The following is a 25,207-nucleotide window of genomic DNA, read 5'->3' on the forward strand; positions in this document are numbered from 1 at the left end:
CCGTTTAGCCGCGAGCTGCGGCGATCTTGATCAGTTTGGCGTAATAGAAGCCGTCGTGGCCGCCCTCTTGCGCCAGCAACTGGCGTCCGTGGGGCTGCTTGAGGCCGGCCGCAGGCTGCCCCAGTTGGCCGCCGATGTCCAACTCACGAGCTCCCGGGGTGCGGGACAGGAAGGCCTCGATCACTTCGGTGTTCTCGGTGGGCAGGGTCGAGCAGGTGGCGTAGAGCAGGATGCCGCCCACTTCCAGGGTCTGCCACAGGGCGTCCAGCAGTTCGCCTTGCAGTTGCGCCAGGGCGGCGATGTCTTCGGCTTGGCGAGTGAGTTTGATATCCGGGTGGCGACGAATCACCCCGGTGGCCGAGCAGGGAGCGTCCAGCAGGATGCGCTGGAACGGCTGGCCGTCCCACCAGGCCTGGGTATCCCGGCCGTCGGCGGCAATCAGCTGGGCATCGAGCCCCAGGCGGTCGAGGTTTTCTCGCACTCGCACCAGGCGCTTGGCTTCCAGGTCCACCGCCACCACGCCAGCCAATTGCGGCTGCACTTCGAGGATGTGGCAGGTCTTGCCGCCCGGGGCGCAGCAGGCATCCAGCACCCGTTGCCCCGGGGCCAGTTCCAGCAGATCGGCAGCCAGTTGCGCGGCTTCGTCCTGGACGCTGACCCAGCCTTCGGCAAAGCCCGGCAGGCTGCGCACATCACCGGCTTCGTCGAGGACGATGCCGTCCTGGCTGTAGACGCAGGCCTTGGCCGCAACCCCTGCTTGGCTCAACAGCTTCAGGTAGGCATCCCGGGAGTGATGACGACGATTGACCCGCAGGATCATCGGCGGGTGAGCGTTGTTGGCGGCGCAGATGGCTTCCCATTGCTCAGGCCAGAAGGCTTTGAGGGACTTCTGCAGCCAGCGTGGGTGGGCGGTGCGCACCACCGGATCATGTTCCAGCTCGGCCAACAGGGCCTCGCTTTCACGCTGGGCGCGGCGCAGCACGGCGTTGAGCAGGGCCTTGGCCCAGGGCTTTTTCAACTTGTCGGCGCAGCCCACGGTTTCGCCGATGGCGGCGTGGGCCGGCACTCGGGTGTAGAGCAACTGATAGAGCCCCACCAGCAACAGCGCCTCGACATCGGCATCGGCGGCCTTGAACGGCTTCTGCAGCAGCTTGGCCGCCAGCGCCGACAACCGCGGCTGCCAGCGTGCGGTGCCGAATGCCAGGTCCTGGGTGAAGCCGCGATCACGGACCTCGACCTTGTCCAGCTGGACCGGCAGCGAGCTGTTGAGCGAGGCCTTGCCGTTGAGGACCGCGGTCAGGGCCTTGGCGGCGGCCAGGCGCGGGTTCATTGGGCGTCCGCCGTCTGGCCGAGGACGGTGCCGATGGCGAATTTCTCGCGGCGGCTGTTGAACAGATCGCTGAAGTTCAGCGCCTTGCCCCCGGGCAGTTGCAGGCGGGTCAGGCACAGCGCCTGTTCACCGCAGGCGACGATCAGGCCGTCCTTGCTGGCGCCGAGGATCTCGCCCGGGGTGCCACGGCCTTCGGCCAGGGTGGCTGCCAGGACTTTCAGGGCTTCGCCATTGAGGGTGCTGTGGCAGATCGGCCAGGGATTGAAGGCCCGGACCAGGCGCTCCAGCTCCACGGCCGGGCGATTCCAGTCGATGCGCGCTTCATCCTTGTTCAACTTGTGGGCGTAGGTGGCCAGGCTGTCGTCCTGGATTTCGCCTTCCAGGGTGCCGGCGGCGAGGCCTTCGATGGCTTGCAGCACTGCCGGCGGGCCCAGCTCGGCCAGGCGGTCGTGCAGACTGCCGCCGGTGTCCTGGGCGCTGATCGGGGTGCTGACCTTGAGCAGCATCGGCCCGGTGTCCAGGCCGGCTTCCATGCGCATCACGGTCACGCCGCTGGCCTCGTCGCCGGCTTCTACGGCGCGCTGGATCGGCGCGGCACCGCGCCAGCGCGGCAGCAGGGAGGCGTGGCTGTTGATGCAGCCCAGGCGCGGAATATCCAGCACCACTTGAGGCAGGATCAGGCCGTAGGCCACCACCACCATCAGGTCCGGCTTGAGCGCCGCCAGTTCGGCCTGGGCCTCGGCATTGCGTAGGGTGGGCGGTTGCAGCACCGGGATCTGGTGCTCCAGGGCCAGCTGTTTGACCGGGCTTGGCATCAGCTTCTGCCCGCGCCCCGCCGGACGGTCCGGCTGGGTGTAGACCGCGACAATCTGGTGAGGGCTGTCGAGCAGGGCCTTGAGGTGTTCGGCGGCGAATTCGGGGGTGCCGGCAAAGACGATGCGCAGTGGCTCAGTCATGGGAATTCTCGATGTTAAACATGCGGAAAAGAAAAAGGCTTGCCGTGGCAAGCCTTTGCAAGACGGTCATCAAGCCTGCTGGCGATGCTGCTTTTCCAGCTTCTTCTTGATCCGGTCACGCTTGAGCGTGGACAGGTAGTCGACGAACAGCTTGCCGTTGAGGTGGTCGCATTCGTGCTGGATGCACACCGCCAGCAAACCTTCGGCGATCAGCTCATAGGGCTGGCCGTCGCGGTCCAGGGCCTTGATCTTGACGCGCTGCGGACGGTCGACGTTCTCGTAGAAACCCGGCACCGAAAGGCAGCCTTCCTGATACTGGTCCATCTCGTCGGTCAGGGCTTCGAACTCGGGGTTGATGAACACCCGGGGCTCGCTGCGATCTTCGGACAGGTCCATGACCACGACGCGTTTGTGCACGTTGACCTGGGTCGCCGCCAGACCAATGCCTGGGGCCTTATACATTGTTTCAAACATGTCATCGACCAACTGACGCACTTCGTCGTCCACTACGGCCACGGGTTTGGCGATAGTGCGCAGGCGCGAATCGGGGAATTCGAGGATGTTTAAAATGGCCATAAGCGTAATTGCTACACGTGTGAAGTAAGGGCGGAGTCGGCGTCCTGGCAGGTCCTGGACCTGGGCCGCCGATGCAAAACGTGCTCTGCAAAGGAGCGAGCCGCGCAGGCTCTGGCGTTTTACGCGAACGCACATAATAAAGGGATTCAGCCCCTGAGGAAATGTCTGTTCGCCCTGCTGCTATTGGGCTGGACCGCCATCGGTCGGACCTGCAAGCGGCTGCGTCAGGCTTGATTGGCGTGCTTGCGGTTGGCTGCACGGGTGGTTGGGCAGAGCAAGACCGACCTCGGCAGGGCATCTCCCTGGCGCAACAGGAAACCTTTCCTCAACAAGTTACCAACAGACTTATCCACAGATTGTTCCGGCTTTCGCCGGACCGATGACGATCAAGGATGATCCATGTCGCACTCGATCAGTGCCGCCATTTCCCCCGCGGAACTGGAAGCCCGTTTACGTTTGCATGGCCTGCCCGCCCTGGGCGCCATGCGCTTTGGGCGTTTGCTCCAGGCCTTCGGTTCAGCCTCCAAGGCCCTCAGTGCTCCGGCCAGCGCCTGGCACTCCCTGGGTCTGCCGACGGCCTGTACCGATGCCCGGCGCAGTGTCGAAGTTCGGGAAGGCGCCCGCCGCGCACTGGCCTGGATAGACAACCAGGCCCAGCATTTGCTGATGTGGGACCAGCCCGACTATCCCCCGCTGCTGGCGCAATTGGAGGATGCGCCACCGCTGTTGTTCGTGGCCGGCGATCCGTCGATTCTTCAACGGCCGCAGTTGGCGCTGGTGGGCAGCCGTCGGGCTTCGCGTCCGGGACTGGACACGGCCGCGGCGTTTTCCCGGAGTCTGGCCGCCGCCGGATTCGTGATCACCAGCGGCCTGGCCCTGGGGATCGATGGCGCTGCGCACCAGGCGGCCCTGGACGTGGGTGGGCGTACCGTGGGGGTGTTGGGCACGGGCCTGGAAAAATGTTATCCACAGCGGCATCGGGCCTTGGCCAGGGCGATGATCGAGCAGGGCAGCGCAGTGATTTCCGAGTTCCCCCTGGACACTGGCCCACGTCCGGAGCACTTCCCCCGGCGCAACCGGATCATCAGTGGCTTGTCCCTGGGGGTGCTGGTGGTGGAAGCCAGTGTCGCCAGCGGCTCGCTGATCACCGCCCGCCTGGCGGCCGAGCAAGGCCGCGAGGTGTACGCGATCCCCGGTTCGATTCATCACCCCGGTGCCCGGGGGTGTCATCAACTGATCCGTGATGGCGCGGTGCTGGTGGAAAGCGTGCAGCACATCCTGGAAACCCTGAGAGGTTGGCAACACCTGCCACCGCCCACCGCAGCGCCGGTGGAGGCCAGCGAGCATCCGCTGTTGGCGCTGCTGCAGGCGGCCCCCCACAGCAGCGAGGCCCTGGCGCTTGCCAGCGGCTGGTCCCTGCCCCGGGTGCTGGCGGCACTGACCGAGCTGGAAATCGAGGCGCGGGCCGTCAACGAAAACGGCCGCTGGTTTGCGCGTCTGAGCTAGGTTTTATAGGCAGGATCGGTAAACTGCGCACAGCTTTTATCTGGAGATTCGGCAATGGTCAGCAGTTGGCGTGTGCAGCAAGCCGCACGAGAGATTCGCGCAGGGGCGGTGATTGCCTATCCAACCGAAGCGGTCTGGGGCCTGGGGTGCGATCCGTGGAATGAAGAGGCGGTGGATCGCCTGCTGGCAATCAAGTCACGGTCGGTGGACAAGGGCCTGATCCTGATCGCCGACAACATCCACCAGTTCGATTTCCTCTTCGAGGATTTCCCGGATACCTGGATCGAGCGCATGTCCAGCACCTGGCCGGGTCCCAACACTTGGCTGGTGCCCCATCAGAACCTGCTGCCGCAGTGGGTGACCGGGGTGCATGACACGGTGGCGTTGCGGGTCAGCGACCATCCGCTGGTCCGTGAACTCTGTGCCTTGGTGGGGCCGTTGATTTCCACTTCGGCCAATCCCCAGGGGCGGCCGGCGGCGCGTACGCGGCTGCGCATCGAGCAATATTTCCGTGGACAACTGGACCTGGTGCTCACCGGTAGCCTGGGCGGGCGCAAGAACCCAAGCCTGATTCGGGATCTGGCCACCGGCAAGGTGGTGCGGCCTTCCTGAACCGCTTCGCCGGCAAGCCGTCTCCTATGAACATCCGTAGGAGCCGGCTTGCCGGCGAAAGCGCTTAAGGCAACAACACGGTCGAGCCGGTAGTACGCCGGGCCGACAACTCGATATGGGCCTTGGCCGCGTCCGCCAGAGCGAAGCGCTGGCCAATCTCGATCTTCAGCTTGCCGCTGGCAATCATGCCGAACAGGTCGTCGGCCATGAGCTGCAGGTTCTCGGCATTGTTGGCGTAGCTGGCCAGGGTCGGCCGGGTCACGTACAGCGAGCCCTTGGCCGAGAGAATCCCCAGGTTCACCCCGTCCACCGCTCCCGAGGCATTGCCGAAGCTGACCATCAGCCCGCGCGGTGCCAGGCAATCCAGGGAGGTCAGCCAGGTGTCTTTGCCGACACCGTCATACACCACCGGGCACTTCTTGCCATCCGTCAGTTCCAGCACGCGCTTGGCGACGTCTTCATGGCTGTAGTCGATGGTTTCCCAGGCGCCGAGGGCTTTGGCAATGGCGGCCTTCTCCGGCGAGCTGACGGTACCGATCAGTTTTACCCCAAGGGCCTTGGCCCATTGGCAGGCCAGGGAACCGACGCCCCCCGCTGCGGCGTGAAACAGTACGGTTTCGCCACCCTTGAGTTCATAAGTCTGACGCAGCAGGTACTGCACGGTCAGGCCCTTGAGCATCACCCCGGCGGCTTGCTCGAAGCTGATGGCCTCTGGCAGATGCACCAGATTGGCTTCCGGCAGTACATGCACATCGCTGTAGGCGCCCAGTGGGCCGCTGCCATAGGCCACGCGATCACCTACCTTGAAGCGCGTCACAGCGCTGCCCACCGCTTCCACCACCCCGGCGCCTTCGGCGCCGAGGCCGGACGGCAGTGCTGGTGGGGCATACAGGCCACTGCGGAAATAGGTGTCGATGAAGTTCAGGCCGATGGCCTTGTTGCTGACGCGAACCTGCTGTGGTCCCGGTTCGGCGGGCTGGTAATCCACATACTCGAGTACTTCGGGGCCGCCATGGGCGCGGAACTGGATACGTTTGGCCATCTGCACTCTCTCCTTGGTCGTGTCGTGAAAGTGCTCTATCGGACTCCTGTGCTTGACCTTCGTCAACTGCGGAGCGCCCCGACGCGGTGTTATGCTACGCGCCCATTTGCGCGCGTCCCCTGCTCCATCCCTAGCGCCGCGTAGCTTTGCCCGATTCAAGGTGATGCCATGACTACCCGCACCGAGGCCGTAAAAGCCTACCTGCTCGACCTGCAAGACCGCATTTGCGCTGCACTGGAAACCGAAGACGGTGGCGCACGCTTTATCGAGGACGCCTGGACCCGCCCTGCCGGCGGTGGCGGACGCACCCGGGTGATCGGCGACGGTGCAGTGATCGAAAAGGGTGGGGTCAACTTTTCCCATGTGTTCGGCAGCGGCCTGCCACCTTCGGCCAGTGCCCACCGTCCGGAACTGGCCGGCCGGGGTTTCGAGGCCCTGGGCGTGTCCCTGGTGATTCACCCGCACAACCCTCATGTGCCGACGTCCCACGCCAACGTGCGGTTCTTCATCGCCGAGAAGGAAGGTGAAGAGCCGGTCTGGTGGTTCGGTGGCGGTTTCGACCTGACCCCCTACTACGGCAATGAAGAAGACTGCGTGCATTGGCACCGGGTTGCCGAGCGCGCCTGCGCGCCTTTCGGTGCCGACGTCTACCCGCGCTACAAGGCCTGGTGCGACAGCTATTTCCACATCAAGCACCGCAACGAACCGCGGGGCATCGGCGGCCTGTTCTTCGACGACCTCAACGAATGGGACTTCGACACCAGCTTCGCCTTCATGCGCGCCATCGGCGATGCCTACATCGAGGCCTACCTGCCCATCGTCCAGCGCCGCAAGACTGCCGCCTATACCGAGCAGCAGCGCGAGTTCCAGGAGTTCCGCCGCGGTCGCTACGTCGAGTTCAACCTGGTCTACGACCGTGGCACCCTGTTCGGCCTGCAATCGGGCGGTCGCACCGAATCGATCCTCATGTCGCTGCCGCCGCAAGTGCGCTGGGGCTACGACTGGAAGGCCGAGCCGGGCAGCGAAGAAGCGCGCCTGACCGAATACTTCCTGCAAGACCGCGACTGGCTGGCCGCCAGCAACTAAACCGCACCCACTGCGCAGGAGCCGGCTTGCCGGCGAAGAGGCCTTCAAGGCGGACGCGGTTCCTGCCAGTGTGTTGAGCAAATGGGATGAGAGATGGATCAGTACGTTGTCTTTGGTAATCCGATCGGCCACAGCAAATCACCCTTGATCCATCGGCTGTTCGCCCAGCAGACCGGCCAGCAACTGGAATACAACACCCTGCTGGCGCCTCTGGACGATTTCGCCGATGCCGCCCGCGATTTCTTCGCCCAGGGCCGCGGTGCCAACGTCACCGTGCCGTTCAAGGAAGACGCCTATCGCCTGTGCGACAGCCTGACCGAGCGCGCCCAGCGGGCCGGTGCGGTGAACACCCTGAGCAAGCAAGCGGACGGCACTCTGCTGGGAGACAACACCGACGGCGCCGGACTGGTACGCGACCTGACGGTGAACGCCGGGGTCAGTCTCAAGGGCAAGCGCATCCTTTTGCTGGGGGCCGGTGGCGCCGTGCGTGGAGCCTTGGAACCCCTGTTGGCGCAGCGGCCGGCGTCGGTGGTGATTGCCAATCGCACCGTGGAAAAAGCCGAGTTGCTGGCCGAACTGTTCGCCGACCTGGGGCCGGTGTCGGCCAGCGGCTTCGACTGGTTGCAGGAGTCGGTGGACCTGATCATCAATGCCACTTCCGCCAGCCTGTCGGGGGACTTGCCGCCGATTGCCAGCAGCCTGATCGAACCGGGCAAAACGGTGTGCTACGACATGATGTACGCCAAGGAGCCGACGCCGTTCTGCCGCTGGGCCAGCGATCACGGAGCGGCGCTGGTGCTCGATGGCCTGGGCATGCTGGCCGAACAGGCGGCGGAAGCCTTCTACCTGTGGCGCGGCGTGCGCCCGGACAGTGCCCCGGTGCTGGCCGAACTGCGCCGCCAGTTGGCGCAGTAACCCCTCCCCCTCGTAGGAGCTGGCTTGCCAGCGAAGGCGGCCTCAAGACTGGCGCCAGGTCCAAGGGCCTCTTCGCCGGCAAGCCGGCTCCTACGGATGGGGGTCAGTCTTCGAAGCGGATCGGGCAGTGCTCTGGTCCTTCGAGCTTGATCAATTCCTCTTTCACCGTCTGCCGTGCCCGGCGCAGGGTCAGGCTGCGGTCCTGGCGTTTCAGCCGGCGCGCCTCCTGATGCAGCATCTCCACCCCTGAATAATCGATGAAGTTGATCTGCCGGGCGTCGATCACCAGGTTCGGTGCGTGGCAGCGTTGCATGCGCACCTGCAGGTAATGACTGGCGCCAAAGAAGATCGAGCCACCCACCCGCAGGATGTCTGCATCGCCCTCGCTGGAATGCTGCACCCGTGGTTGGGAGGTGCGCTTGAGGTAGAAGAACAGCGACGCCAGGACCCCGGCATAGATCGCCGTCTGCAACTCCAGGAGCAAGGTGGCGATGCAGGTCAGGCTCATCACCAAAAATTCGGCGCGGCTGACTCTGAACAGGGCGCGGATGCCCCGATGATCCACCAGGCCCCAGCAGATCAGCAGGATGCTCCCGGCCATGGCCGGAATCGGGATATGGGCGATCAGCCCGGCGCCGGCCACCGCGAACAGTGCCACCCACAGCGCCGAGAACACCCCGGCCAGGGGCGAGCGGGCACCGGCTTCATAACTCAAGCCCGAGCGGGTGAAGGAGCCGGAGGACAGGTAGCCGGAGAAAAACGCCCCCACCATGTTCGACAAGCCCTGGGCGCGGACTTCCTGGTTGGCGTCGAGCAGTTGTTCCGAACGTGCCGACAGTGAGCGGGCAATCGACAGGCTGGTCACCAGCCCCAGCATCCCCACTGCCACGGCACTGGGCAGCAGCCGCAGGACCAGATCCAGGTCCAGTGGCAACGGGCTCAAGGGCGGTAGCCGGCCCACGAAGGCGCTGACCAATTTGACGTGGCCGAACACCCCCGGCAGCAGCCAGACCACCAGCGCACTGAGGACCAGGCTGAGCAACAGGCTGGGCCAGCGCGGCGCCAACAGCTTCAGGCCGAGGCCGACGATCAGGGTGCCCAGCCCCAGCAACAGCGAAGGCTGGTCCACAGCGTCCAGGTGTTCCAGCAGCGAGGTCAGGCTATTGAGGGCGGTGGCCTGGTTTGGCAGCTCCAGGCCCAGGAGGTTGGGCAATTGCCCCAGGGCGATCACCACCGCGGCACCTAGGGTGAAACCCAGCACCACCGAATGCGAGACGAAGTTCACCAGGGCGCCGAAGCGCAGCAGCCCCAGCAGCCACTGGAAGATGCCCGCCAGCAAGGTCAGCAGCAGGATCAGGGTGATGTAGTCCTCGGATGCCGGCACCGCCAGAGGGCTGACGCTGGCATACAGAACAATGGAGATCGCTGCCGTGGGCCCGCAGATCAGGTGCCAGGACGAACCCCAGAGGCAGGCGATCAGCACCGGGACTATGGCTGCGTACAGGCCGTACTCCGGCGGCAGGCCGGCGATCAGCGCATAGGCGATGGATTGCGGCAGGGCGAGAATCGCGCCGCTCAGGCCCACCAGCAGATCCCGGCCAACGCTGGCCCGGGTCTGCTGTGGCAGCCAGCCGAGGAAAGGCAGGAGTGAATGGCGGTTGGGCCAGGCCATGGTTCCTCACGGGTGGGTAGATTCAGGGGGGCCAGGGTAAAGCATTGTCCGGCCTTGGGCATGTGCCGAGGCCGGCCCCTCATCCCGTAGGAGCCGGCTTGCCGGCGAATGGCCGGCGCACCTTGGGCTACAACTTGGCCTTCACCGCCGCCAGGGCCTCTTTGTCATCAATGGTCCGGACCCCTTCCAGCCATTGCTCCAGCACCGCCGGGTTGGCCTTGATCCAGGCCTTGGCGGCGTCGGCGTTGCTGACCTTCTTGTTCACCACCTCGGCCATGATGGCGTTCTCCATGTCCTGGGTGAACCGCAGATTGGTAAGGAGCTTGCCGACGTTCGGGCAGGCCTGTGCATAACCCTTGCGTGTCAGGGTGTAGACGCTGCCGCTGGCGCCGAAGTACTTCTCGCCCCCGGTCAGGTACTGCATTTTCAGCTGCACGTTCATCGGGTGCGGGGTCCAGCCGAGGAAGGTCACGAAGCGCTGTTTTTTCGTGGCCCGGGACACTTCGGCGAGCATCGCCTGCTCGCTGGACTCGATCAGCTTCCACTGGCCGAGGCTGAACTCGTTGTTCTTGATGATCTCCTGCAGCGACAGGTTGGCCGGGGCACCGGAGCCGATGCCGTAGATCTTCTTGTCAAACTTGTCGGCGAACTTGCTCAGGTCGGCAAAGTCGTGCACCCCGGCGTCCCACACGTAGTCCGGAACCGCCAGGGTGAACTCGGTGCCTTCCAGGTTCTTCGCCAGCTGGATCACCTCGCCATTGGCCACGAACTTGTCGTAGAAGCCCTGCTGCGCCGGCATCCAGTTGCCCAGGAACACATCCACCTGGCCGTCCTTGAGGCCGCCGTAGGTGATCGGCACCGCCAGGGTGTCGATCTTGGCCTTGTAGCCCATGCCGTCCAGTAGAAAGCTGGCGATGGCGTTGGTGGCGGCGATGTCGCTCCAGCCCGGATCGGCCATTTTCACGGTTGCGCACGAGTCGGCCCAGGCGGTTGTGCTGCCCAGAGCCAGGAACCCGACGGCCAGCGCTGTGGATAACTTTTGCATGCTCTTCCCCTTGGATTATTGGTGTTGGCAGGGTTGTGGATAACGCGCCTTGCGCTCCAGATCGTCGAGGTCGATGTGGTTGCGCATGTATTGCGCACTGGCGTCTACCAGTGGCTGGTGATCCCAGCTCTTGCGCGTGCCCCGGCCCAGGGCGTCGGCCACCAGGCGGCGACGGCGCTGGCTGGCCAGGACCTGTTGGTGAAGGGTGGGGATGTCCCACTTGGCCCGGGCTTCGGCGAGGAAGGCGTCGAACAGCGCTCGATGCTCGGCCGACTGGCTGAGGTCGCGGTGTTCCTGGGGGTCGTTGGCTACGTCGAAGAGTAGGCAGGGGTCGTCTTCGCTGTAGATGAATTTGTAGGCGCCCCGACGAATCATCATTAGCGGGCTGATGGTGCCTTCGGCCATGTATTCGCCGAAGACCTCATCGTGGCCGCCCTGCCCCAGCAGATGGGGGACCAGGGAGCGGCCGTCCAGGGGCAGGTCCGCCTCCACCCGGCCGCCGGCCAGTTCCACCAGGGTCGGCAGCAGGTCGGCGGTGGAGACTGCCGCGCTGACTCGCCCGGCGGCGAACTGCCCCGGCGCGCAGATCAACAGCGGCACCCGGGCGGCCATTTCGAACCAGTGCATTTTGTACCAGAGGCCGCGCTCGCCGAGCATGTCGCCGTGGTCGCCGGAAAACACGATCAGGGTGTCGTCCGCCAACCCGGTGTCTTCAAGGGTCTGCAGCAGTTTGCCGACGTTGCTGTCGATGTAGCTGCAGGCGCCGAAGTAGGCCCGCCGCGCGTCGCGGATCTTATCCACAGGCAGCGGCTTGTCCCACAGGTCGTAGACCTTGAGCAGGCGCTGGGAATGAGGGTCCAGTTCGCTCTGCGGTGGGGTCTGGGGCAGTGGGATTTCGTCGTCGCGGTACAGGTCCCAGAAGGCCTTGGGGATGGTGTAGGGATCGTGGGGATGAGTCATGGACACGGTGAGGCAGAACGGCTGGTCGCCGGCTTCGCGCACATGGTCGAACAGGTACTGCTGGGCCTTGAACACCACCTCTTCATCGAAATCCAGCTGGTTGGTGCGCACGCAGGGCCCGGCCTGCAGCACCGAGGACATGTTGTGGTACCAGCTGGGGCGCACCTCGGGCTCATCCCAGTTCACTGCCCAGCCGTAGTCGGCGGGGTAGATATCGGTGGTCAGGCGCTCTTCATAACCGTGCAACTGATCCGGGCCGCAGAAGTGCATCTTGCCCGACAGCGCGGTGCGGTAGCCCAGGCGCCGCAGGTAGTGGGCGTAGGTGGGCACGTCGGCGGGAAAGTCCGCAGCGTTGTCGTAGGCGCCGATCCTGCTCGGCAACTGCCCGCTCACCAGGGTAAAGCGCGACGGCGCGCACAGTGGGCTGTTGCAGTAGGCGGCATCGAATACCACGCCCTGGGCAGCCAGGCGGCTCAGGTGCGGCAGCTTGATCGGTGATGAACCGTAGAATGGCAGCAAGGGCGCGGCCATCTGGTCGGCCATGATGAAAAGAATGTTCTTGCGCTTCATGGATTCGCGGCATTCCATAGTCGATGGTTATGCGAAAGTGCTGCGATCGAGCATGGATTCCATGTCTTTGGCGGTAAAGCCCATGCACGGCAATGACTAGGATAAGCACAGCTTATGTATGAAGCCCTTGGCGACCTGTCCCTGGACCTGCTCCGGGTGTTTGAAGCAGCGGCCCGTTTGCGCAGCTTCACCGCCGCGGCGGTGGAACTGGGGACCACCCAGCCGGCCATCAGCCAGCAGATCAAACGGTTGGAGGAGCGGTTGAACGTGCGCCTGTTCGACCGGATCTACCGCGGTATCGAACTGACCGAATCCGGCGCCTTGCTACTGGAACAGGTGCAGGTCGGCTTGCAGAGCATCGATGCCGGCCTCAGTGCTCTGAGCCAGCAGCATCAGCACGAGGTGTTGCAGGTGGCCACGGACTTCGCCTTCGCCGCCTATTGGCTGATGCCGCGCCTGCATCGTTTTCATGAGGCCAATCCCCAGGTGGACGTCAGCCTGGTGACCAGTGAACGCAGCCACAGCATGCTGCGCAGCGATATCGACGTGGCGGTGCTGTTCGGCGACGGGCGTTTCAAGCACGGCGAAAGTCGCTGGCTGTTCAGCGAGGAAGTGTTTCCGGTGTGCAGCCCGCTGCTGCTCAAGGAGCGTCTGGCTCCCCTGCCCGCCCATGCCCTGCTGGAGATGCCGCTGCTGCACCTGCGGGGTGAAAACGCCAGCCACTGGTTCGACTGGAGCGGGGTGTTCCGCGAACTGGGCCTGGCTGGCGCCCCGCCTCCCGGGCAATTGCGTTTCGACAACTACACCCTGCTGATCCAGGCGGCCATCGGCGGTCAGGGCGTGGCCATCGGCTGGCGTCATCTGGTGGACGATTTGCTGGCGCAGGGGCTGTTGTGCCGGCCGATCGCCCAGAGTGCGCTGTCCGGCTACGGCTATTACGTGGTGCTGCCGCCACGCAAGCGCCGTGGCCCATTGATCCAGCGCTTCGTCGACTGGCTGATGGCCGAGCAAGCCGGCAGCGCTCAATCCCTCAAGGGGCTGTCGTTGCCGTCCATTGCCTTGTAGGCGGCGCCTTGAACAGGCTCAACAGGGACAGTGCGCCGTTGCCCAGGCACACCAGCGACACCGACACCACCGCCAGGAAGGCCAGGTATTCCCAGCCGCCGCCCGGGCTGGTGTAGATCCAGCCGTGGGCGCCGTGGACGAAGACAATCGCCCCCAGCAGCATCGGCAGCAGCCCCAGGGCGATCCAGCGCACGCCGACCCCGAGTATCAGCAACAAGCCCCCCACCAGCTCGGCGCACACCGCCGGGTAGGTCATCCACTCGGGCATGCCGGTGGCGCCGAACAGCTTGAGGGTGCTCGGCCAACCCAGGACCAGGACTTTGAACAGCGCATGGGCGATGTACATGGCGCCCAGGGCCAGGCGCAGGAACAGGGCGGCCCATTGTTCCGGTGCCGAGAGTGGTGATGCGATTGAGCGGGCAGGCATATGACAAGTCCTTGTGTGGTTGGGAGTGTTGCGGGTTGCTGAGTGTTCAGCGGTTAAACGATGGCCACCGAGGCGCCGGCCAGGAGCAGCACGCCGACGTGGAAGTTGCTGCGAAACAGGTCGTTGCAGGGCTCCGGGTGGTCTGGACTGAACAGGCTGAGCTGGTAGGCCAGGGACAAGGCGATCGGCAGCAGCACGATGAAAAAGCCCGGGTTGGCACCGGCCAGCAGGCCCGCGGCGCACCAGCACAGCACGGTCATGGCGTAGAACCCGGCGATCCAGGTCTTGCCCCGTTCGGCGAACAGCGTCGCGGTGGAGCGCAGGCCCATTTTCAGGTCGTCCTCACGGTCGCTGTAGGCATAGAGCGTGTCGTAGCCCAACTGCCAGAACAGGCAGCCCAGCCACAGTGCCAGCGCACTGGCTTGCAGGCTGCCGGTGGTTTCCACGCTGGCCATGAGCACGCCCCAGTTGAACACCGCGCCGAGAAACGCCTGGGGCCAGTGGGTGAAGCGTTTGAACAGCGGGTAGATCAGGGTCAGCGGCACGCAGCCCAGGGCCAGCAGCACCGTCAGTGGTTGCAGCAAGGGCAGTAATGCGGCCGCCAGCAGCAAGAGTACGACCAGGCAAGCCAGGGCCTGATTCAGGCTCAGTGAGCCCTTGGCCAGGGGCCGCTGGCGGGTGCGGTTGACCTGGGCGTCGAAGCGTCGGTCGAGGATGTCGTTGATGCAGCAGCCGGCACTGCGCATCAGCAGGGCGCCGAGGGCGAACACCAGCACCGTGCCGACCTGTGGAATACGCCCGGCGCAGAGTATCAACGCGGCCAGGGCCGGCAGCAGGGTCAGCCAGGTGCCGATGGGCCGGTCCAGGCGCATCAGGCGGGCGTAGGCCTGCCAGGAGCGGGGCAGCCGGGTGGCGACCCAATCGTGGTCGCGAATGTCATTGAGGTCGGGGCTTGCGGGCATCTTCGTTCCCTGAACTTGAGCACGGTCTTGATCGCAACTGAGGACGAGGTTTCAAGGGGTCGAAAAACACTCAGGTCAGTTGCTTTCACTGAACTTCGGGCAAGCCGTGGCCGTGATCGCACGGTTTGATTTTCAGTGCCATCTGCTCGCTTGTCGGATGCGCTAAAGTTGCCCGCGCCCGCCCCTTGGGGCAAGGGAACAATCCGCAATAGCCTCCTGCAGGATATGCAATATGCTCCGTGATGAAGTGCCCCGCGTCCCGCGTATCGACCTCAACCTGCTGCGGGTTTTCGATGCCGTCTATGAGGACCGCAGCATCCTGCTGGCCAGCAAGCGCCTGCATCTGAGCCAGTCGGCGGTCAGCCATGCCTTGACCCGGTTGCGTGAGTCCCTGCAGGACGAGTTGTTTATTCGCACCGCCAAGGGCATGCAGCCGTCGGCCCGTGCCGAAGCAATTGCCGGCCCGCTGCGCGAAGCACTGCTGACCATTCAGCGCACCGTGGGCGTGGAGGCGTTCGACCCCGCCAGCGCAACGCGTACCTTCACCCTTGCCGCCAATGACTATCTGAGTTCGGTGCTGTTGGCGCCGCTGTTGCGGCGCCTGGCCCAGGAAGCTCCGGGGGTGGACCTGGTGGTGCGCCCGGCGACCCGCCTGGATCTGGCCGAGCAGATCGACGTCGGGCGCATCGACCTGGCCGTGGGGGTGTTTGCCGAGCTGCCGCAGCGAGTGCACAGCGCCCGTCTCTGGCAGCAGCAGGATGTGTTGCTGATGTGTCCCGAGCATCCCTTGCTCGACCTGCCCGAGTTGACCCTTGAGGCCCTGGCGGACCAGCCATTGATCACACTGTCGGTAGGCGGGCAGGAGGAAGGCGCGGTCAACGGCTACATTCTTGAGCGCGGTATTGCCCGGCAGTCGGAGATGTTCGATCGCCAGCGCCTGGAGCAGGCGCTGGCGGCGATTGGCCGCAGTCCCCAATACAAGGTCACCCTGCCCCATGCCCTGGTGCTGCCGCAGTTGCTGGAACAGTCGCGGCTGGTGGCGATTGTGCCGGGGCCGCTGGCCCGGGCTTTCGAACAGCGCTTTGGCCTGTGTCAGCGGGCGCTGCCACTGGCGGTTGAAGCGTCGTCGCTGTTGGCGATCTGGCATGGACGCAACACGGCAGACCCGGCCCATCTCTGGTTGCGCCAGCAGTTGCTGGAGGTGGCAGGCGCGCTGGCGCAACCGCTTTGAGCTGCTCGGCTTTCGGTGTTTTCATGGGGCCGGTGTTTTTTTCCACAGAGGGTGCTCAGCCTCTGTGACGAGCCTTGAAGCTTGGTCTTTTATCGCGAGGGTTTGCATGCAACGGATCAAGGGTTATCACGCCCACGTCTACTTCGACGCCAGTACCATCGGCCAGGCCCGGGCCTTGTGTGAGCAGGCCGCGCAGCTGTTTGACCTGAAAATGGGTCGGGTCCACGAGCGGCCGGTGGGGCCCCATCCGGACTGGAGTTGCCAGTTGGCGTTCGCCCCTGAGGTGTTTGCCCAGGTAGTGCCGTGGCTGGCACTCAATCGCCGGGGGCTGGTGGTGTTCCTGCACCCCGATACCGGGGACGATTTGCTCGATCACACCGATCATGCGATCTGGATGGGGGCCATGCGGCCGCTGGATCTGACGGGGTTCTAAGGAGCCGGTGGTTGCTCGTGCACACCATGCAAAAAGGGGGGCGCAACCTTTGGTTGCGCCCCCCTGATCTTGCGGTCTGGTCTTTACCTTCAGCTGACCCGAGCCTTGCGTACCCCTTCGGAAAGGGCTGCGCACAGGCTCAGGACGCCATCCACCGCTTGCTCGGAAGACTCGGCATTGGCGATGTGGTCGATCAGCGCCGAGCCCACGACCACGCCGTCTGCCAGACGGGCGATGGCGGCGGCCTGCTCCGGGGTGCGGATGCCGAAACCGATGCTGATGGGCAGGTCGGTGTGGCGACGCAGGCGGGTCACGGCCTCTTCCACATGTTCCAGGGTGGCGGCGCCGGCACCGGTCACCCCGGCTACCGAAACGTAGTAGACAAAGCCGGAACTGCCGTCGAGCACCTTGGGCAGGCGCGCGTCGTCGGTGGTTGGGGTGGTCAGGCGGATGAAGTCGATGCCGGCGGCCTGGGCCGGGTCGCACAGCTCGCTGTTATGTTCCGGCGGCATGTCCACCACGATCAGTCCATCCACACCAGATGCCTTGGCGTCGGCAATGAAGCGCGCCACGCCGTAATGGTGAATCGGGTTGTAGTAGCCCATCAGCACCAGCGGGGTTTCATTGTTGCCTTCGCGGAACTCGCGGACCATCTGCAGGGTTTTCGCCAGGTTTTGCTTGGCCCCCAGGGCCCGGATGTTGGCCAGCTGGATCGCCGGGCCGTCGGCCATCGGATCGGTGAAGGGCATGCCCAGTTCGATCACGTCGGCACCCGCTGCGGGCAGGCCCTTGAGGATCGCCAGGGAAGTGTCGTAGTTCGGGTCGCCGGCGGTGACGAAGGTCACCAGGGCGGCGCGGTTCTGTTCCTTGAGCTTGGCAAAGCGGGTGTGCAGGCGGCTCATCAGTGTTTCTCCTGCTGGGACTGTTGCATGTGGTGCATGACGGTTTGCATGTCTTTGTCGCCGCGGCCCGAGAGGTTGACCACCATCAGGTGATCCTTGGGCAGGGTCGGCGCGCGCTTGAAGACTTCGGCCAGGGCGTGGGCGCTTTCCAGGGCCGGGATGATGCCTTCCAGGCGGCAGCACTGGTGGAACGCGGCCAGGGCTTCGTCGTCGGTCACCGAGGTGTATTCGACGCGGCCGATGTCGTGCAACCAGGCGTGTTCCGGGCCGATGCCGGGGTAGTCGAGGCCGGCGGAAATCGAGTGGGCGTCGATGATCTGGCCGTCGTCGTCCTGCAGCAGGAAGGTGCGGTTGCCGTGCAGCACGCCCGGTACGCCGCCGTTCAGGCTGGCGGCGTGCTTGCCGGTCTCGATGCCGTAGCCGGCGGCTTCAACGCCAATGATCTGCACGCTTTTGTCGTCGAGGAACGGGTGGAACAGGCCCATGGCGTTGGAGCCGCCGCCGATGCACGCCACCAGGCTGTCCGGCAGGCGGCCTTCCTGGGCTTGCATCTGCTCGCGGGTTTCCTTGCCGATCACGGCCTGGAAGTCGCGGACCATGGCCGGATAAGGGTGCGGGCCGGCCACGGTGCCGATCAGGTAGAAGGTGCTGTCGACGTTGGTTACCCAGTCACGCAGGGCTTCGTTCATCGCGTCTTTCAGGGTGCCGGTGCCGGCGACGACCGGGATCACTTCGGCGCCCAGCAGCTTCATGCGGAACACGTTGGCCTGTTGGCGTTCGATGTCGGTGGTGCCCATGTAGATCACGCAATCCAGGCCAAAACGCGCGGCCACGGTGGCGGTGGCCACGCCGTGCATGCCGGCGCCGGTCTCGGCGATGATGCGTTTCTTGCCCATGCGCCGGGCCAGGAGGATCTGGCCGATGCAGTTGTTGATCTTGTGCGCGCCGGTGTGGTTCAGCTCTTCGCGCTTGAGGTAGATCTTGGCGCCGCCGCAGTGTTCGGTCAGGCGTTCGGCGAAGTACAGCGGGCTTGGACGGCCGACGTAGTCGCGCTGGAAGTAGGCCAGCTCCTTGAGAAACTCGGGATCTTCCTTGGCCTTTTCGTATTCACGGGCCAGGTCGAGGATCAGCGGCATCAGGGTTTCTGCCACATAACGGCCGCCGAACGCGCCAAACAGGCCGTTGTCGTCAGGACCATTACGCAATTGGGACTGGGTCATTGGAGCGCTCCCGGGGAAGTGTGTGGAATGACAGATTCATGGAAGGACAATGGAGCCCACTCTACCCCTGACACTGGAGCCTGAAAACCGATAAGATCGCCGCAACCTGTCAGGAAAACTCACCTATCCCATGAGCCGCGACCTGCCCCCCCTGAACGCCCTGCGGGCCTTCGAAGCCACTGCCCGGCTTAACAGCGTCAGCCAGGCTGCCGAACAACTGCACGTGACTCACGGTGCGGTCAGCCGGCAGTTGAAGGTGCTGGAAGAACACCTGGGCCTGAGTCTTTTCGTCAAGGATGGCCGTGGCATTAAACTCACAGATGCCGGGGTTCGCCTGCGCGATGCCAGCAGCGAGGCCTTCGAGCGTCTGCGGGACGTCTGTGGCGAACTGACCCGGGGCAGTGCCGATGCGCCCTTCGTGCTCGGCTGCTCCGGCAGCCTGCTGGCGCGTTGGCTGATTCCGCGCCTGGGGCGCCTGAATGCCGATTTGCCGGACCTGCGCCTGCACCTTTCCGCTGGTGAAGGCGATCTGGACCCCCGGCGCCCGGGGCTGGATGCCTTGCTGGTGTTTGCCGAGCCCCCCTGGCCGGCGGACATGCAGGTCTATGAGCTAGCCAGCGAGCGAATCGGGCCGGTGCTCAGCCCGCGCTATGCCGGTTACTCGCACTTGCGCGAAGCGCCAGCGGCGGCCCTGGCGGCGGAGTCGCTGCTGCACACCACCTCGCGTCCCCAGGCCTGGCCCAGTTGGGCACGGCACAACGGCATCAGCGCCGAGGCGCTGAAGTACGGGCAGGGTTTCGAGCATTTGTATTACTTGCTGGAAGCGGCCGTGGCCGGGCTGGGCGTGGCAATCGCTCCAGAGCCGCTGGTGGCCGAGGACTTGCTGGCGGGCAGGCTGGTCGCCCCGTGGGGGTTTTCCGACACCCCGGGGCAACTGGCGCTGTGGTTACCCAAGCGCGCCGCCGATGGGCGCGCCCGGCAATTGGCGCAGTGGTTGAAAAACGAACTGCGCCAGGCGCTTTAGTTACCGCGCTTGCACAGCAGGTAGGCGGCCAGCAGGCCGATGGCGCCTACCGCCACGCCCGCGGTGGCCCAGGGGTGTTCCTGGGCGTATTCGCGGGTGGCGATTCCGGTTTCGCGGGTTTTCACTTTGACTTCTTCGTAGGCATCGCTGATCAGGCTGCGGGAATGCTTGAGCGCATTCTCGGCGTTGCTCTTGAGGGCCTTGAGGGTTTTGCGCGATTCGTCAGTCGCATCGTCCTTGAGGCTTTCCAGGGATTTGAGCAGGCTTTCGATCTCGGCTTCCATACTTTCCAGTGAGGCTTTGCGTAACGAGGTGTTGGCCATGTCGGCTCTCCTGAGGGGTAGTGAACGGACTCTGTAGGTTCCGACTGCGGCCTGTTCAGAAAGTGCAGAAAATCTGAACTAGCCGTGAGCAATGGCGCCCCAAGTAATAAGAAAAATCACTGCTAGGCTGTATTTCACAGCAAAAAAGGAGAGCGCCATGACCGATCATCACACCTACAAGAAAGTCGAACTGGTGGGTTCGTCGCCGAACAGCATCGAAGAGGCAATCAACAACGCGCTGGCCGAGGCGCACAAGAGCATCAAGCACCTGGAGTGGTTCGAAGTGACCGAAACCCGGGGTCATATCAAGGACGGTAAAGCGGCGCATTTCCAGGTCACCCTCAAGGTAGGCTTCCGGATTGCCAATAGTTGAAAGCTTGGGCTAGGCTCTGGAACTTGTGCGCTGGCCGAGTGCCATAGGAAGTGGCAAAGCGCTACAACTGTCTTGAGCCTCTGTCAGGCTGGCTGCAACGCCGCCTCTTTTGATCCGACCAGGGAATGTGACCGATGAAAAAACTAGTATTAGCTGCTGCTTTGTTGAGTCTTGCGGGAACTGCCCTTGCCGCCGGCAAGCCGTGCGAAGAGCTGAAAAGCGAGATCGCCGCGAAGATCGATGCCAAAGGCGCCACCCACTATTCGCTGGAAGTGGTCGACAAAGGCGCGGCGGCTGACGGCAAAGTGGTTGGCTCCTGCGAAGCCGGCACCAAGGAGATTGTCTACAAGCGCGGTTGAGCCTTTGTAGAAGCCCATTGAAAAGCCGACGCATCAGCGTCGGCTTTTTTGTGCCCGAAAGCAGCCTTAGCCCTTCATCACCTGGGCCAGCAACTCATAGGAGTGCAGGCGATCGGCGTGTTCGTACAGGTCGCAGGTAAAGATCAGCTCGTCGGCGCCGGTCTGCTCGATCAGCACCTCCAGCTTGGCGCGGATCTTCGCCGGGCTGCCGATCATCGCCAACCCCAGGAAACTCGACACCGCCTCCTTCTCATGGGGCAGCCACAGGCCGTCCATGCTGTTGACCGGCTTGCGCTGGACCAGGCTCTGGCCGCGCATCAGGGCGAGAATCCGCTGGTACACCGAGGTGGCCAGGTAATCCGCGTGTTCATCGGTATCCGCGGCTACCAGAGGCACGCCTAGCATCACGTAAGGCTTGTCGAGCACCGCGGAAGGCTTGAAGTGATTGCGATAGACGCGAATCGCCTCATGCATGTAGCGCGGTGCGAAATGCGAGGCGAAGGCGTAAGGCAAACCCCGCTCTCCGGCCAGTTGCGCACTGAACAGGCTGGAGCCCAGCAGCCACACCGGTACGTTGGTGCCGGTGCCCGGTACTGCGATCACCCGTTGCTCCGGAGTACGCGGGCCGAGGTAGGCCATCAGTTCCGCCACGTCCTCGGGGAAATCGTCAGCGCTGCCGGAGCGTTCCCGGCGCAAGGCGCGGGCGGTCATCTGGTCGGAACCCGGGGCGCGCCCCAGGCCCAGGTCAATGCGTCCCGGGTACAGGCTTTCCAGGGTGCCGAACTGTTCGGCGATCACCAGCGGTGCGTGGTTGGGCAGCATGACCCCGCCGGAGCCGACGCGAATGCTCGATGTCCCACCGGCCAGATAACCCAGCAACACCGAAGTGGCGGAACTGGCGATGCCATCCATGTTGTGGTGTTCGGCGACCCAGAAGCGGGTGTAGCCGAACTTTTCCACGTGCTGGGCCAGGTCCAGGGAATTGCGCAGGGATTGCGCCGGGCTGCCGTCTTCACGCACGGGCACCAGGTCGAGGGTCGAGAATTTAACAGCGGACAGCGGTTTCATAGGCCTGCTTCTCCATAGGGGTGCAGGCCTTTGTCATGAGCCAAAACCTGCCGAAATTTGTAAGTCAGACTCATGCAATGTGGGCATATACCCGAGTTTCAATAGTCAGAGTGAATTTGTCGGGTAAATAGACGTCGCGCACACCGGCTGAACTTTGCCGCCGGATCTATCCTCAGAACCCTTAGGCAACAGAAACAAGTGCGGTGCGACCCTTCGCACCCGGTTCTTGAGGAGAAAGAGATGAGTATCAAAAAGAAGGCTTCGGCTCATTGGGAAGGTGACCTGAAAACCGGCATCGGCTCGATCTCGACCGAAACCGGGGTGTTGCGTGAGGCGCCCTATGGCTTCAAGGCACGTTTTGAAGGTGGCAAGGGCACCAATCCGGAAGAGTTGATCGGTGCGGCCCATGCGGGCTGCTTCTCCATGGCGTTTTCGATGATTCTCGGTGATGCCGGGCTCAAGGCTGACAGCATCGATACCCAGGCCGAAGTGACCCTGGATCAGGTGGACGGCGGCTTCGCCATCACGGCGGTGCACCTGATCCTCAAGGCGAAGATCCCCGGCGCCAGCCAGCAGCAGTTCACGGAGCTGAGCAACAAGGCCAAGGAAGGGTGTCCGGTGTCCAAGGTGCTCAATGCCAAGATCAGCCTGGAAGCGACGCTGCTGGGCTGATCGTTGCGTCGGCAAGCCAGCTCCTGCTTCGGTTGGTAGGAGCCGGCATGCCGGTGAATGCGTCTGTGCGGCGGACAAGAACCTGTGGTCGAATACGCGACTGCGGCTTCAGCGCACGCTCGTGCGCGCCGTAGCAAGGGAGCTTGAGATCATGAAACGTTTTGCCTTGGCGGTTGTTTGCTGTGCGCTGGCCACATCGGCCTTCGCCGCCCCCAAGCCCTGCGAGGAACTCAAGGCCGAGATCGAAGCCAAGATCCAGGCCCAGGGCGTTGCCTCCTACACGCTGGAAATCGTCACCAACGACGAGGTCCACGACAACAACATGGTGGTCGGCAGCTGTGAGAACGGCACGAAGAAGATCATCTATCAGAAGAACGATCGCTGAGCCGGCTCACGGCACGCAGTTGATCAGGCGCTCCTCGGCGACGATCTCGCGCTTGGCGTTGTACAGCCGGGCGCTGGGAGTGAAGGCTAGGTTGCGCGCCTCCAGGCGATAGCGCTGGCCGGCCTCAAAATGGTCGTAGCGCAGGCTCAGGTAGCACAGTCGCTCCTGGGGATCGGTGGTCATGCCCATGCCGCCGCCGAACACCTCGAAGTCGAAACGCACCATCAGCTCGTGGCTGCCGGGGCTGACCTGGAAGAAACGCCCGTCCCGCAGGCGCTGGTTGTCCAGGCGCTCGGCCATGACCAGCTTGCCCCCCGGCGTCGGCGTGGCCAGGTCAATCCAGGCCTGTTGCGGATCGACGCTGGGCAGGGGCGTGCTGCAGGCACTGAGGGTGGCAAGGGCGAGGATCAACAGAAGTGGGCGCATGACGGAGGCCGAGTAAGCGAAAGGCCCTCAGCATAGCGCCGATCAATTGCGCTGGCAGCCCGCCGCCAGCAGGGTGTGCTGCTCATCAGCCAGCAGGTGGCGGTCCTGGGGGCGGCGTGAGGTCGATCCAGGCTTGCGCCGGGGCCGGTTCGGGCAGTCTGGCGCCGCCGGCGAAAGACAAGAGTGCGGCCGTCGGCAGCAACACGCACGTGGCGAAACTCCAGGTTGGCGAGATAGTCTTGCGGGCAGACTCTCTGTGGATGATTCCAATTGAATAGGCCGCGTTCAAGCCATGGGTTACTTGATCCTCTTTTGCGCTTTTTGTTTGCGGCCCTGACGCTTTTGCTGCTCAACGGTTGCAGCAGCGTTGCGTACTACAGCCAGTTGGCCAGCGGCCAGATGCACCTGTTGCGGGCTCGCACGCCGGTGGCCCAGGTGGTCGCCGACCCCACCCGCGACCCGACCCTGCGGGCCCATCTGGCCCAGTCGCAACGGGCCCGTAGCTTTGCCAGCCAGCATCTGCACCTGCCGGATAACAACAGCTACCGGCTGTACGTCGACATCGGCCGGCCCTATGTGGTGTGGAACGTGTTCGCTACCCCGGAGTTTTCCCTGAGCCCGCAGACCCATTGCTTCCCCATTGCCGGTTGCGTGGCCTACCGCGGCTACTACAGCCAGGGCGCCGCCCGGGGCGAGGCGGCGCTGCAGCGGCAAAAAGGCATGGACGTGGCGATCGGCGGGGTGGAGGCCTATTCGACCCTGGGCTGGTTCGATGACCCGATCATCAGTTCGATGATGCATTGGGGCGATGAGCGCCTGGCGACCCTGATCTTCCATGAGCTGGCGCACCAGCGCTTCTATGTGAAGGACGACACCGAGTTCAATGAGTCCTTCGCCACTTTCGTCGAGCAGGAAGGCACTCGCCAGTGGCGGGCCTATCGTGGGTTGCCGCCCCAGGACAACGCTGATGTCCGTCAACGGGATCAGTTCATCCAGCTGTTGCTGGATGCTCGCAAACGCCTGGAGCAGTTGTATGCCCAACCCTTGTCCGCCGAGCAGATGCGCCAGCGCAAGGCCCAGGAGTTCGAGGTGCTGCGCCGGGATTATCGGCAGCTGCGGGACCGCGAGTGGGCCGGTTCCAAGCGCTATGACGCCTGGATCAACGCACCGTTGAACAACGCCCGGCTGCTGCCCTTCGGTCTGTACGACCAATGGGTGCCGGCGTTTGCCGCGCTGTTCAAGGAGGTCAATGGCGACTGGCCGGCGTTCTTCCTTGCAGTGGAGAAACTGGGGCGCCTGCCGGCCGAGCAGCGCAAGGCTGATTTGCTCAGGCTGCAGAGCGCCTTATCCGCCAAGCCGGCTTCCACCCCTGACCTGTAGGCGCCGGCTTGCCGGCGGACAGCGGTTCTAACGCTGCATAAACGCCTGATGCAACTCGGCCAGCGTCTCAAAGTGATAGGCCGGAGCTTCGGCACTCAGCTCCTCACGGCTGCCGAATCCATACCCCACCGCCGCCGCATCCAAGCCATTGCGCTTGGCGCCGATCAGGTCGTGCTTGCGATCGCCGATCATCAGGGTGCTGGCCGGGTCCAGCTGTTCCTGCTCCAGCAAATGGGCGATCAGCTCCACTTTGTCGGTGCGGGTGCCGTCCAGTTCGCTGCCGTAGATCACCTTGAAGTGGCGGGCGAAGTCGAAGTGGCGGGCGATTTCCCGGGCGAACACCCAGGGCTTGGAGGTGGCGATGTACAGCTGGCGCCCTTGCCCGCCGAGGGTTTCCAGCAGCGGCGCGACCCCGTCGAAGACCCGGTTCTCATACAGGCCGGTGACCTTGAAGCGTTCGCGATAGAAGTTCACCGCCTCCCAGGCCCGGGCTTCGTCGAAACCGTAGAACTGCATGAAAGCCTGCAACAGCGGTGGGCCGATGAAGTGCTCCAGCCGGGTCAGGTCCGGCTCGTCGATCCCCAGCTTGCCCAGGGCGAACTGGATCGAGCGGGTAATGCCTTCGCGGGGATCGGTCAGGGTGCCGTCGAGGTCGAACAGGACGGTTTGGTAATGCATGGCAGTTCC

General features: G+C 64.1%; 28 protein-coding genes. 13 read left to right on the top strand and 15 right to left on the bottom strand.

Going from position 1 to position 25,207, the window contains the following annotated elements; genetic code table 11:
• Positions 1–4: 4 nt before the first annotated feature.
• From rsmB to def, 3 genes are all read right to left on the bottom strand, one after another.
• Positions 5–1,330 carry a 16S rRNA (cytosine(967)-C(5))-methyltransferase RsmB gene (rsmB, locus tag WIN67_RS00115; protein ID WP_110594144.1) on the bottom strand — a complete coding sequence of 442 codons (1,326 nt, stop codon included), beginning with the start codon at positions 1,328–1,330 and terminating at the stop codon, positions 5–7.
• Positions 1,327–2,286, bottom strand: a complete 960-nt coding sequence (fmt, locus tag WIN67_RS00120; protein ID WP_273922726.1) for a methionyl-tRNA formyltransferase — start codon at positions 2,284–2,286, stop codon at positions 1,327–1,329. Before fmt ends, rsmB begins: the two co-directional genes overlap by 4 nt.
• A gap of 69 nt (positions 2,287–2,355) precedes the next feature.
• The gene (def, locus tag WIN67_RS00125; protein ID WP_339070462.1) at positions 2,356–2,862 is read right to left on the bottom strand and encodes a peptide deformylase; all 507 of its coding nucleotides are present in this window, start codon (positions 2,860–2,862) and stop codon (positions 2,356–2,358) included.
• A gap of 399 nt (positions 2,863–3,261) precedes the next feature.
• Here def and dprA point away from each other — a divergent pair, with 399 nt between their 5' ends.
• Both dprA and WIN67_RS00135 read left to right on the top strand, forming a co-directional pair.
• Entirely contained in the window at positions 3,262–4,368 is a 1,107-nt protein-coding gene (gene dprA / locus WIN67_RS00130) for a DNA-processing protein DprA (RefSeq protein WP_306382214.1), read from the top strand.
• 54 nt (positions 4,369–4,422) lie between these two features.
• Entirely contained in the window at positions 4,423–4,980 is a 558-nt protein-coding gene (locus WIN67_RS00135) for an L-threonylcarbamoyladenylate synthase (protein WP_110652515.1), read from the top strand.
• 64 nt (positions 4,981–5,044) lie between these two features.
• Here the strand turns inward: WIN67_RS00135 and WIN67_RS00140 are convergent, their stop codons facing one another.
• Positions 5,045–6,022, bottom strand: coding sequence for an NADPH:quinone reductase (locus WIN67_RS00140; protein WP_102881414.1), 978 nt, complete (start codon positions 6,020–6,022; stop codon positions 5,045–5,047).
• Positions 6,023–6,190: 168 nt separating this feature from the next.
• On the opposite strand from WIN67_RS00140, the gene hemF reads away from it, so the two are divergent.
• A complete protein-coding gene (hemF, locus tag WIN67_RS00145; protein ID WP_110652517.1) occupies positions 6,191–7,108 on the top strand; it encodes an oxygen-dependent coproporphyrinogen oxidase in 918 nt (305 codons plus the stop codon).
• A gap of 93 nt (positions 7,109–7,201) precedes the next feature.
• The gene (aroE, locus tag WIN67_RS00150; RefSeq protein WP_339070463.1) at positions 7,202–8,023 is read left to right on the top strand and encodes a shikimate dehydrogenase; all 822 of its coding nucleotides are present in this window, start codon (positions 7,202–7,204) and stop codon (positions 8,021–8,023) included.
• Positions 8,024–8,126: 103 nt separating this feature from the next.
• On the opposite strand, the gene WIN67_RS00155 is transcribed toward aroE, so the two are convergent.
• The 3 genes from WIN67_RS00155 to betC all read right to left on the bottom strand — a co-directional run bounded on the left by WIN67_RS00155 (position 8,127) and on the right by betC (position 12,270).
• On the bottom strand, positions 8,127–9,695 hold the full coding sequence (locus WIN67_RS00155; RefSeq protein WP_170001368.1) for a SulP family inorganic anion transporter: 1,569 nt from the start codon (positions 9,693–9,695) through the stop codon (positions 8,127–8,129).
• Between the two features lie 127 nt (positions 9,696–9,822).
• Positions 9,823–10,740 (bottom strand): choline ABC transporter substrate-binding protein, encoded by a 918-nt coding sequence (gene choX / locus WIN67_RS00160; protein WP_339070464.1) that lies wholly within the window; start codon positions 10,738–10,740, stop codon positions 9,823–9,825.
• A 15-nt stretch (positions 10,741–10,755) separates the two neighbouring features.
• Positions 10,756–12,270: a choline-sulfatase gene (betC, locus tag WIN67_RS00165; protein ID WP_213664498.1), complete on the bottom strand. Its 1,515-nt coding sequence runs from the start codon at positions 12,268–12,270 to the stop codon at positions 10,756–10,758.
• A 114-nt stretch (positions 12,271–12,384) separates the two neighbouring features.
• Between betC and WIN67_RS00170 the strand changes: the two genes are divergently transcribed.
• On the top strand, positions 12,385–13,335 hold the full coding sequence (locus tag WIN67_RS00170) for a choline sulfate utilization transcriptional regulator (protein WP_123390210.1): 951 nt from the start codon (positions 12,385–12,387) through the stop codon (positions 13,333–13,335).
• Here the strand turns inward: WIN67_RS00170 and WIN67_RS00175 are convergent.
• Positions 13,301–13,762 (bottom strand): DoxX family protein, encoded by a 462-nt coding sequence (locus WIN67_RS00175; protein WP_123390213.1) that lies wholly within the window; start codon positions 13,760–13,762, stop codon positions 13,301–13,303. The genes WIN67_RS00170 and WIN67_RS00175 overlap by 35 nt on opposite strands.
• Before the next feature lie 53 nt (positions 13,763–13,815).
• Positions 13,816–14,724: a 4-hydroxybenzoate octaprenyltransferase gene (ubiA, locus tag WIN67_RS00180; protein ID WP_339070465.1), complete on the bottom strand. Its 909-nt coding sequence runs from the start codon at positions 14,722–14,724 to the stop codon at positions 13,816–13,818.
• A gap of 232 nt (positions 14,725–14,956) precedes the next feature.
• Between ubiA and WIN67_RS00185 the strand changes: the two genes are divergently transcribed.
• Complete coding sequence (locus WIN67_RS00185) at positions 14,957–15,955, top strand: LysR family transcriptional regulator (RefSeq protein WP_102881422.1); 999 nt, start codon at positions 14,957–14,959, stop codon at positions 15,953–15,955.
• A 106-nt stretch (positions 15,956–16,061) separates the two neighbouring features.
• A complete protein-coding gene (locus WIN67_RS00190) occupies positions 16,062–16,388 on the top strand; it encodes a DOPA 4,5-dioxygenase family protein (protein ID WP_102881423.1) in 327 nt (108 codons plus the stop codon).
• An 89-nt stretch (positions 16,389–16,477) separates the two neighbouring features.
• Here the strand turns inward: WIN67_RS00190 and trpA are convergent, their stop codons facing one another.
• On the bottom strand, positions 16,478–17,290 hold the full coding sequence (gene trpA / locus WIN67_RS00195; protein WP_102881424.1) for a tryptophan synthase subunit alpha: 813 nt from the start codon (positions 17,288–17,290) through the stop codon (positions 16,478–16,480).
• The gene (gene trpB, locus WIN67_RS00200) at positions 17,290–18,510 is read right to left on the bottom strand and encodes a tryptophan synthase subunit beta (protein WP_102862457.1); all 1,221 of its coding nucleotides are present in this window, start codon (positions 18,508–18,510) and stop codon (positions 17,290–17,292) included. The genes trpA and trpB overlap by 1 nt, the downstream gene beginning before the upstream one ends.
• Before the next feature lie 130 nt (positions 18,511–18,640).
• Between trpB and WIN67_RS00205 the strand changes: the two genes are divergently transcribed.
• Positions 18,641–19,534: a LysR family transcriptional regulator gene (locus WIN67_RS00205; RefSeq protein ID WP_102881425.1), complete on the top strand. Its 894-nt coding sequence runs from the start codon at positions 18,641–18,643 to the stop codon at positions 19,532–19,534.
• Here the strand turns inward: WIN67_RS00205 and WIN67_RS00210 are convergent.
• Positions 19,531–19,857 carry a DUF883 family protein gene (locus tag WIN67_RS00210; RefSeq protein WP_102881426.1) on the bottom strand — a complete coding sequence of 109 codons (327 nt, stop codon included), beginning with the start codon at positions 19,855–19,857 and terminating at the stop codon, positions 19,531–19,533. The two genes, WIN67_RS00205 and WIN67_RS00210, sit on opposite strands and share 4 nt — an antisense overlap.
• Positions 19,858–20,014: 157 nt before the next feature.
• On the opposite strand from WIN67_RS00210, the gene WIN67_RS00215 reads away from it, so the two are divergent.
• Both WIN67_RS00215 and WIN67_RS00220 read left to right on the top strand, forming a co-directional pair.
• Complete coding sequence (locus WIN67_RS00215) at positions 20,015–20,230, top strand: dodecin (protein ID WP_016965134.1); 216 nt, start codon at positions 20,015–20,017, stop codon at positions 20,228–20,230.
• A 134-nt stretch (positions 20,231–20,364) separates the two neighbouring features.
• Positions 20,365–20,589: a DUF1161 domain-containing protein gene (locus tag WIN67_RS00220; RefSeq protein ID WP_102862460.1), complete on the top strand. Its 225-nt coding sequence runs from the start codon at positions 20,365–20,367 to the stop codon at positions 20,587–20,589.
• A 66-nt stretch (positions 20,590–20,655) separates the two neighbouring features.
• On the opposite strand, the gene WIN67_RS00225 is transcribed toward WIN67_RS00220, so the two are convergent.
• The gene (locus WIN67_RS00225) at positions 20,656–21,657 is read right to left on the bottom strand and encodes an LLM class flavin-dependent oxidoreductase (RefSeq protein WP_102862461.1); all 1,002 of its coding nucleotides are present in this window, start codon (positions 21,655–21,657) and stop codon (positions 20,656–20,658) included.
• 240 nt (positions 21,658–21,897) lie between these two features.
• Between WIN67_RS00225 and WIN67_RS00230 the strand changes: the two genes are divergently transcribed.
• Together WIN67_RS00230 and WIN67_RS00235 are read left to right on the top strand one after the other, a co-directional pair.
• Positions 21,898–22,329: an OsmC family protein gene (locus WIN67_RS00230; RefSeq protein WP_102862462.1), complete on the top strand. Its 432-nt coding sequence runs from the start codon at positions 21,898–21,900 to the stop codon at positions 22,327–22,329.
• Positions 22,330–22,480: 151 nt separating this feature from the next.
• Positions 22,481–22,714 (top strand): DUF1161 domain-containing protein, encoded by a 234-nt coding sequence (locus WIN67_RS00235; RefSeq protein WP_102862463.1) that lies wholly within the window; start codon positions 22,481–22,483, stop codon positions 22,712–22,714.
• 6 nt (positions 22,715–22,720) lie between these two features.
• Here WIN67_RS00235 and WIN67_RS00240 read toward each other — a convergent pair whose 3' ends face one another.
• Positions 22,721–23,140: a hypothetical protein gene (locus WIN67_RS00240; protein ID WP_102862464.1), complete on the bottom strand. Its 420-nt coding sequence runs from the start codon at positions 23,138–23,140 to the stop codon at positions 22,721–22,723.
• 270 nt (positions 23,141–23,410) lie between these two features.
• Between WIN67_RS00240 and WIN67_RS00245 the strand changes: the two genes are divergently transcribed.
• Complete coding sequence (locus WIN67_RS00245; protein WP_339070466.1) at positions 23,411–24,520, top strand: aminopeptidase; 1,110 nt, start codon at positions 23,411–23,413, stop codon at positions 24,518–24,520.
• Between the two features lie 27 nt (positions 24,521–24,547).
• Here the strand turns inward: WIN67_RS00245 and WIN67_RS00250 are convergent, their stop codons facing one another.
• Positions 24,548–25,198, bottom strand: coding sequence for an HAD family hydrolase (locus WIN67_RS00250; RefSeq protein WP_273922717.1), 651 nt, complete (start codon positions 25,196–25,198; stop codon positions 24,548–24,550).
• Between the last annotated feature and the right edge of the window lie 9 nt (positions 25,199–25,207).

This window comes from Pseudomonas idahonensis (genome assembly GCF_037903935.1).
Lineage (GTDB): Bacteria > Pseudomonadota > Gammaproteobacteria > Pseudomonadales > Pseudomonadaceae > Aquipseudomonas > Aquipseudomonas danubii.

What these genes read in the sequence shown, in the direction of transcription:
- rsmB (WP_110594144.1), bottom strand. Translation starts at nt 1,330, where the DNA reads ATGAACCCGCGCCTGGCCGCCGCCAAGGCCCTGACCGCGGTCCTCAAC.
- fmt (WP_273922726.1), bottom strand. Translation starts at nt 2,286, where the DNA reads ATGACTGAGCCACTGCGCATCGTCTTTGCCGGCACCCCCGAATTCGCC.
- def (WP_339070462.1), bottom strand. Translation starts at nt 2,862, where the DNA reads ATGGCCATTTTAAACATCCTCGAATTCCCCGATTCGCGCCTGCGCACT.
- dprA (WP_306382214.1), top strand. Translation starts at nt 3,262, where the DNA reads ATGTCGCACTCGATCAGTGCCGCCATTTCCCCCGCGGAACTGGAAGCC.
- WIN67_RS00135 (WP_110652515.1), top strand. Translation starts at nt 4,423, where the DNA reads ATGGTCAGCAGTTGGCGTGTGCAGCAAGCCGCACGAGAGATTCGCGCA.
- WIN67_RS00140 (WP_102881414.1), bottom strand. Translation starts at nt 6,022, where the DNA reads ATGGCCAAACGTATCCAGTTCCGCGCCCATGGCGGCCCCGAAGTACTC.
- hemF (WP_110652517.1), top strand. Translation starts at nt 6,191, where the DNA reads ATGACTACCCGCACCGAGGCCGTAAAAGCCTACCTGCTCGACCTGCAA.
- aroE (WP_339070463.1), top strand. Translation starts at nt 7,202, where the DNA reads ATGGATCAGTACGTTGTCTTTGGTAATCCGATCGGCCACAGCAAATCA.
- WIN67_RS00155 (WP_170001368.1), bottom strand. Translation starts at nt 9,695, where the DNA reads ATGGCCTGGCCCAACCGCCATTCACTCCTGCCTTTCCTCGGCTGGCTG.
- choX (WP_339070464.1), bottom strand. Translation starts at nt 10,740, where the DNA reads ATGCAAAAGTTATCCACAGCGCTGGCCGTCGGGTTCCTGGCTCTGGGC.
- betC (WP_213664498.1), bottom strand. Translation starts at nt 12,270, where the DNA reads ATGAAGCGCAAGAACATTCTTTTCATCATGGCCGACCAGATGGCCGCG.
- WIN67_RS00170 (WP_123390210.1), top strand. Translation starts at nt 12,385, where the DNA reads ATGTATGAAGCCCTTGGCGACCTGTCCCTGGACCTGCTCCGGGTGTTT.
- WIN67_RS00175 (WP_123390213.1), bottom strand. Translation starts at nt 13,762, where the DNA reads ATGCCTGCCCGCTCAATCGCATCACCACTCTCGGCACCGGAACAATGG.
- ubiA (WP_339070465.1), bottom strand. Translation starts at nt 14,724, where the DNA reads ATGCCCGCAAGCCCCGACCTCAATGACATTCGCGACCACGATTGGGTC.
- WIN67_RS00185 (WP_102881422.1), top strand. Translation starts at nt 14,957, where the DNA reads ATGCTCCGTGATGAAGTGCCCCGCGTCCCGCGTATCGACCTCAACCTG.
- WIN67_RS00190 (WP_102881423.1), top strand. Translation starts at nt 16,062, where the DNA reads ATGCAACGGATCAAGGGTTATCACGCCCACGTCTACTTCGACGCCAGT.
- trpA (WP_102881424.1), bottom strand. Translation starts at nt 17,290, where the DNA reads ATGAGCCGCCTGCACACCCGCTTTGCCAAGCTCAAGGAACAGAACCGC.
- trpB (WP_102862457.1), bottom strand. Translation starts at nt 18,510, where the DNA reads ATGACCCAGTCCCAATTGCGTAATGGTCCTGACGACAACGGCCTGTTT.
- WIN67_RS00205 (WP_102881425.1), top strand. Translation starts at nt 18,641, where the DNA reads ATGAGCCGCGACCTGCCCCCCCTGAACGCCCTGCGGGCCTTCGAAGCC.
- WIN67_RS00210 (WP_102881426.1), bottom strand. Translation starts at nt 19,857, where the DNA reads ATGGCCAACACCTCGTTACGCAAAGCCTCACTGGAAAGTATGGAAGCC.
- WIN67_RS00215 (WP_016965134.1), top strand. Translation starts at nt 20,015, where the DNA reads ATGACCGATCATCACACCTACAAGAAAGTCGAACTGGTGGGTTCGTCG.
- WIN67_RS00220 (WP_102862460.1), top strand. Translation starts at nt 20,365, where the DNA reads ATGAAAAAACTAGTATTAGCTGCTGCTTTGTTGAGTCTTGCGGGAACT.
- WIN67_RS00225 (WP_102862461.1), bottom strand. Translation starts at nt 21,657, where the DNA reads ATGAAACCGCTGTCCGCTGTTAAATTCTCGACCCTCGACCTGGTGCCC.
- WIN67_RS00230 (WP_102862462.1), top strand. Translation starts at nt 21,898, where the DNA reads ATGAGTATCAAAAAGAAGGCTTCGGCTCATTGGGAAGGTGACCTGAAA.
- WIN67_RS00235 (WP_102862463.1), top strand. Translation starts at nt 22,481, where the DNA reads ATGAAACGTTTTGCCTTGGCGGTTGTTTGCTGTGCGCTGGCCACATCG.
- WIN67_RS00240 (WP_102862464.1), bottom strand. Translation starts at nt 23,140, where the DNA reads ATGCGCCCACTTCTGTTGATCCTCGCCCTTGCCACCCTCAGTGCCTGC.
- WIN67_RS00250 (WP_273922717.1), bottom strand. Translation starts at nt 25,198, where the DNA reads ATGCATTACCAAACCGTCCTGTTCGACCTCGACGGCACCCTGACCGAT.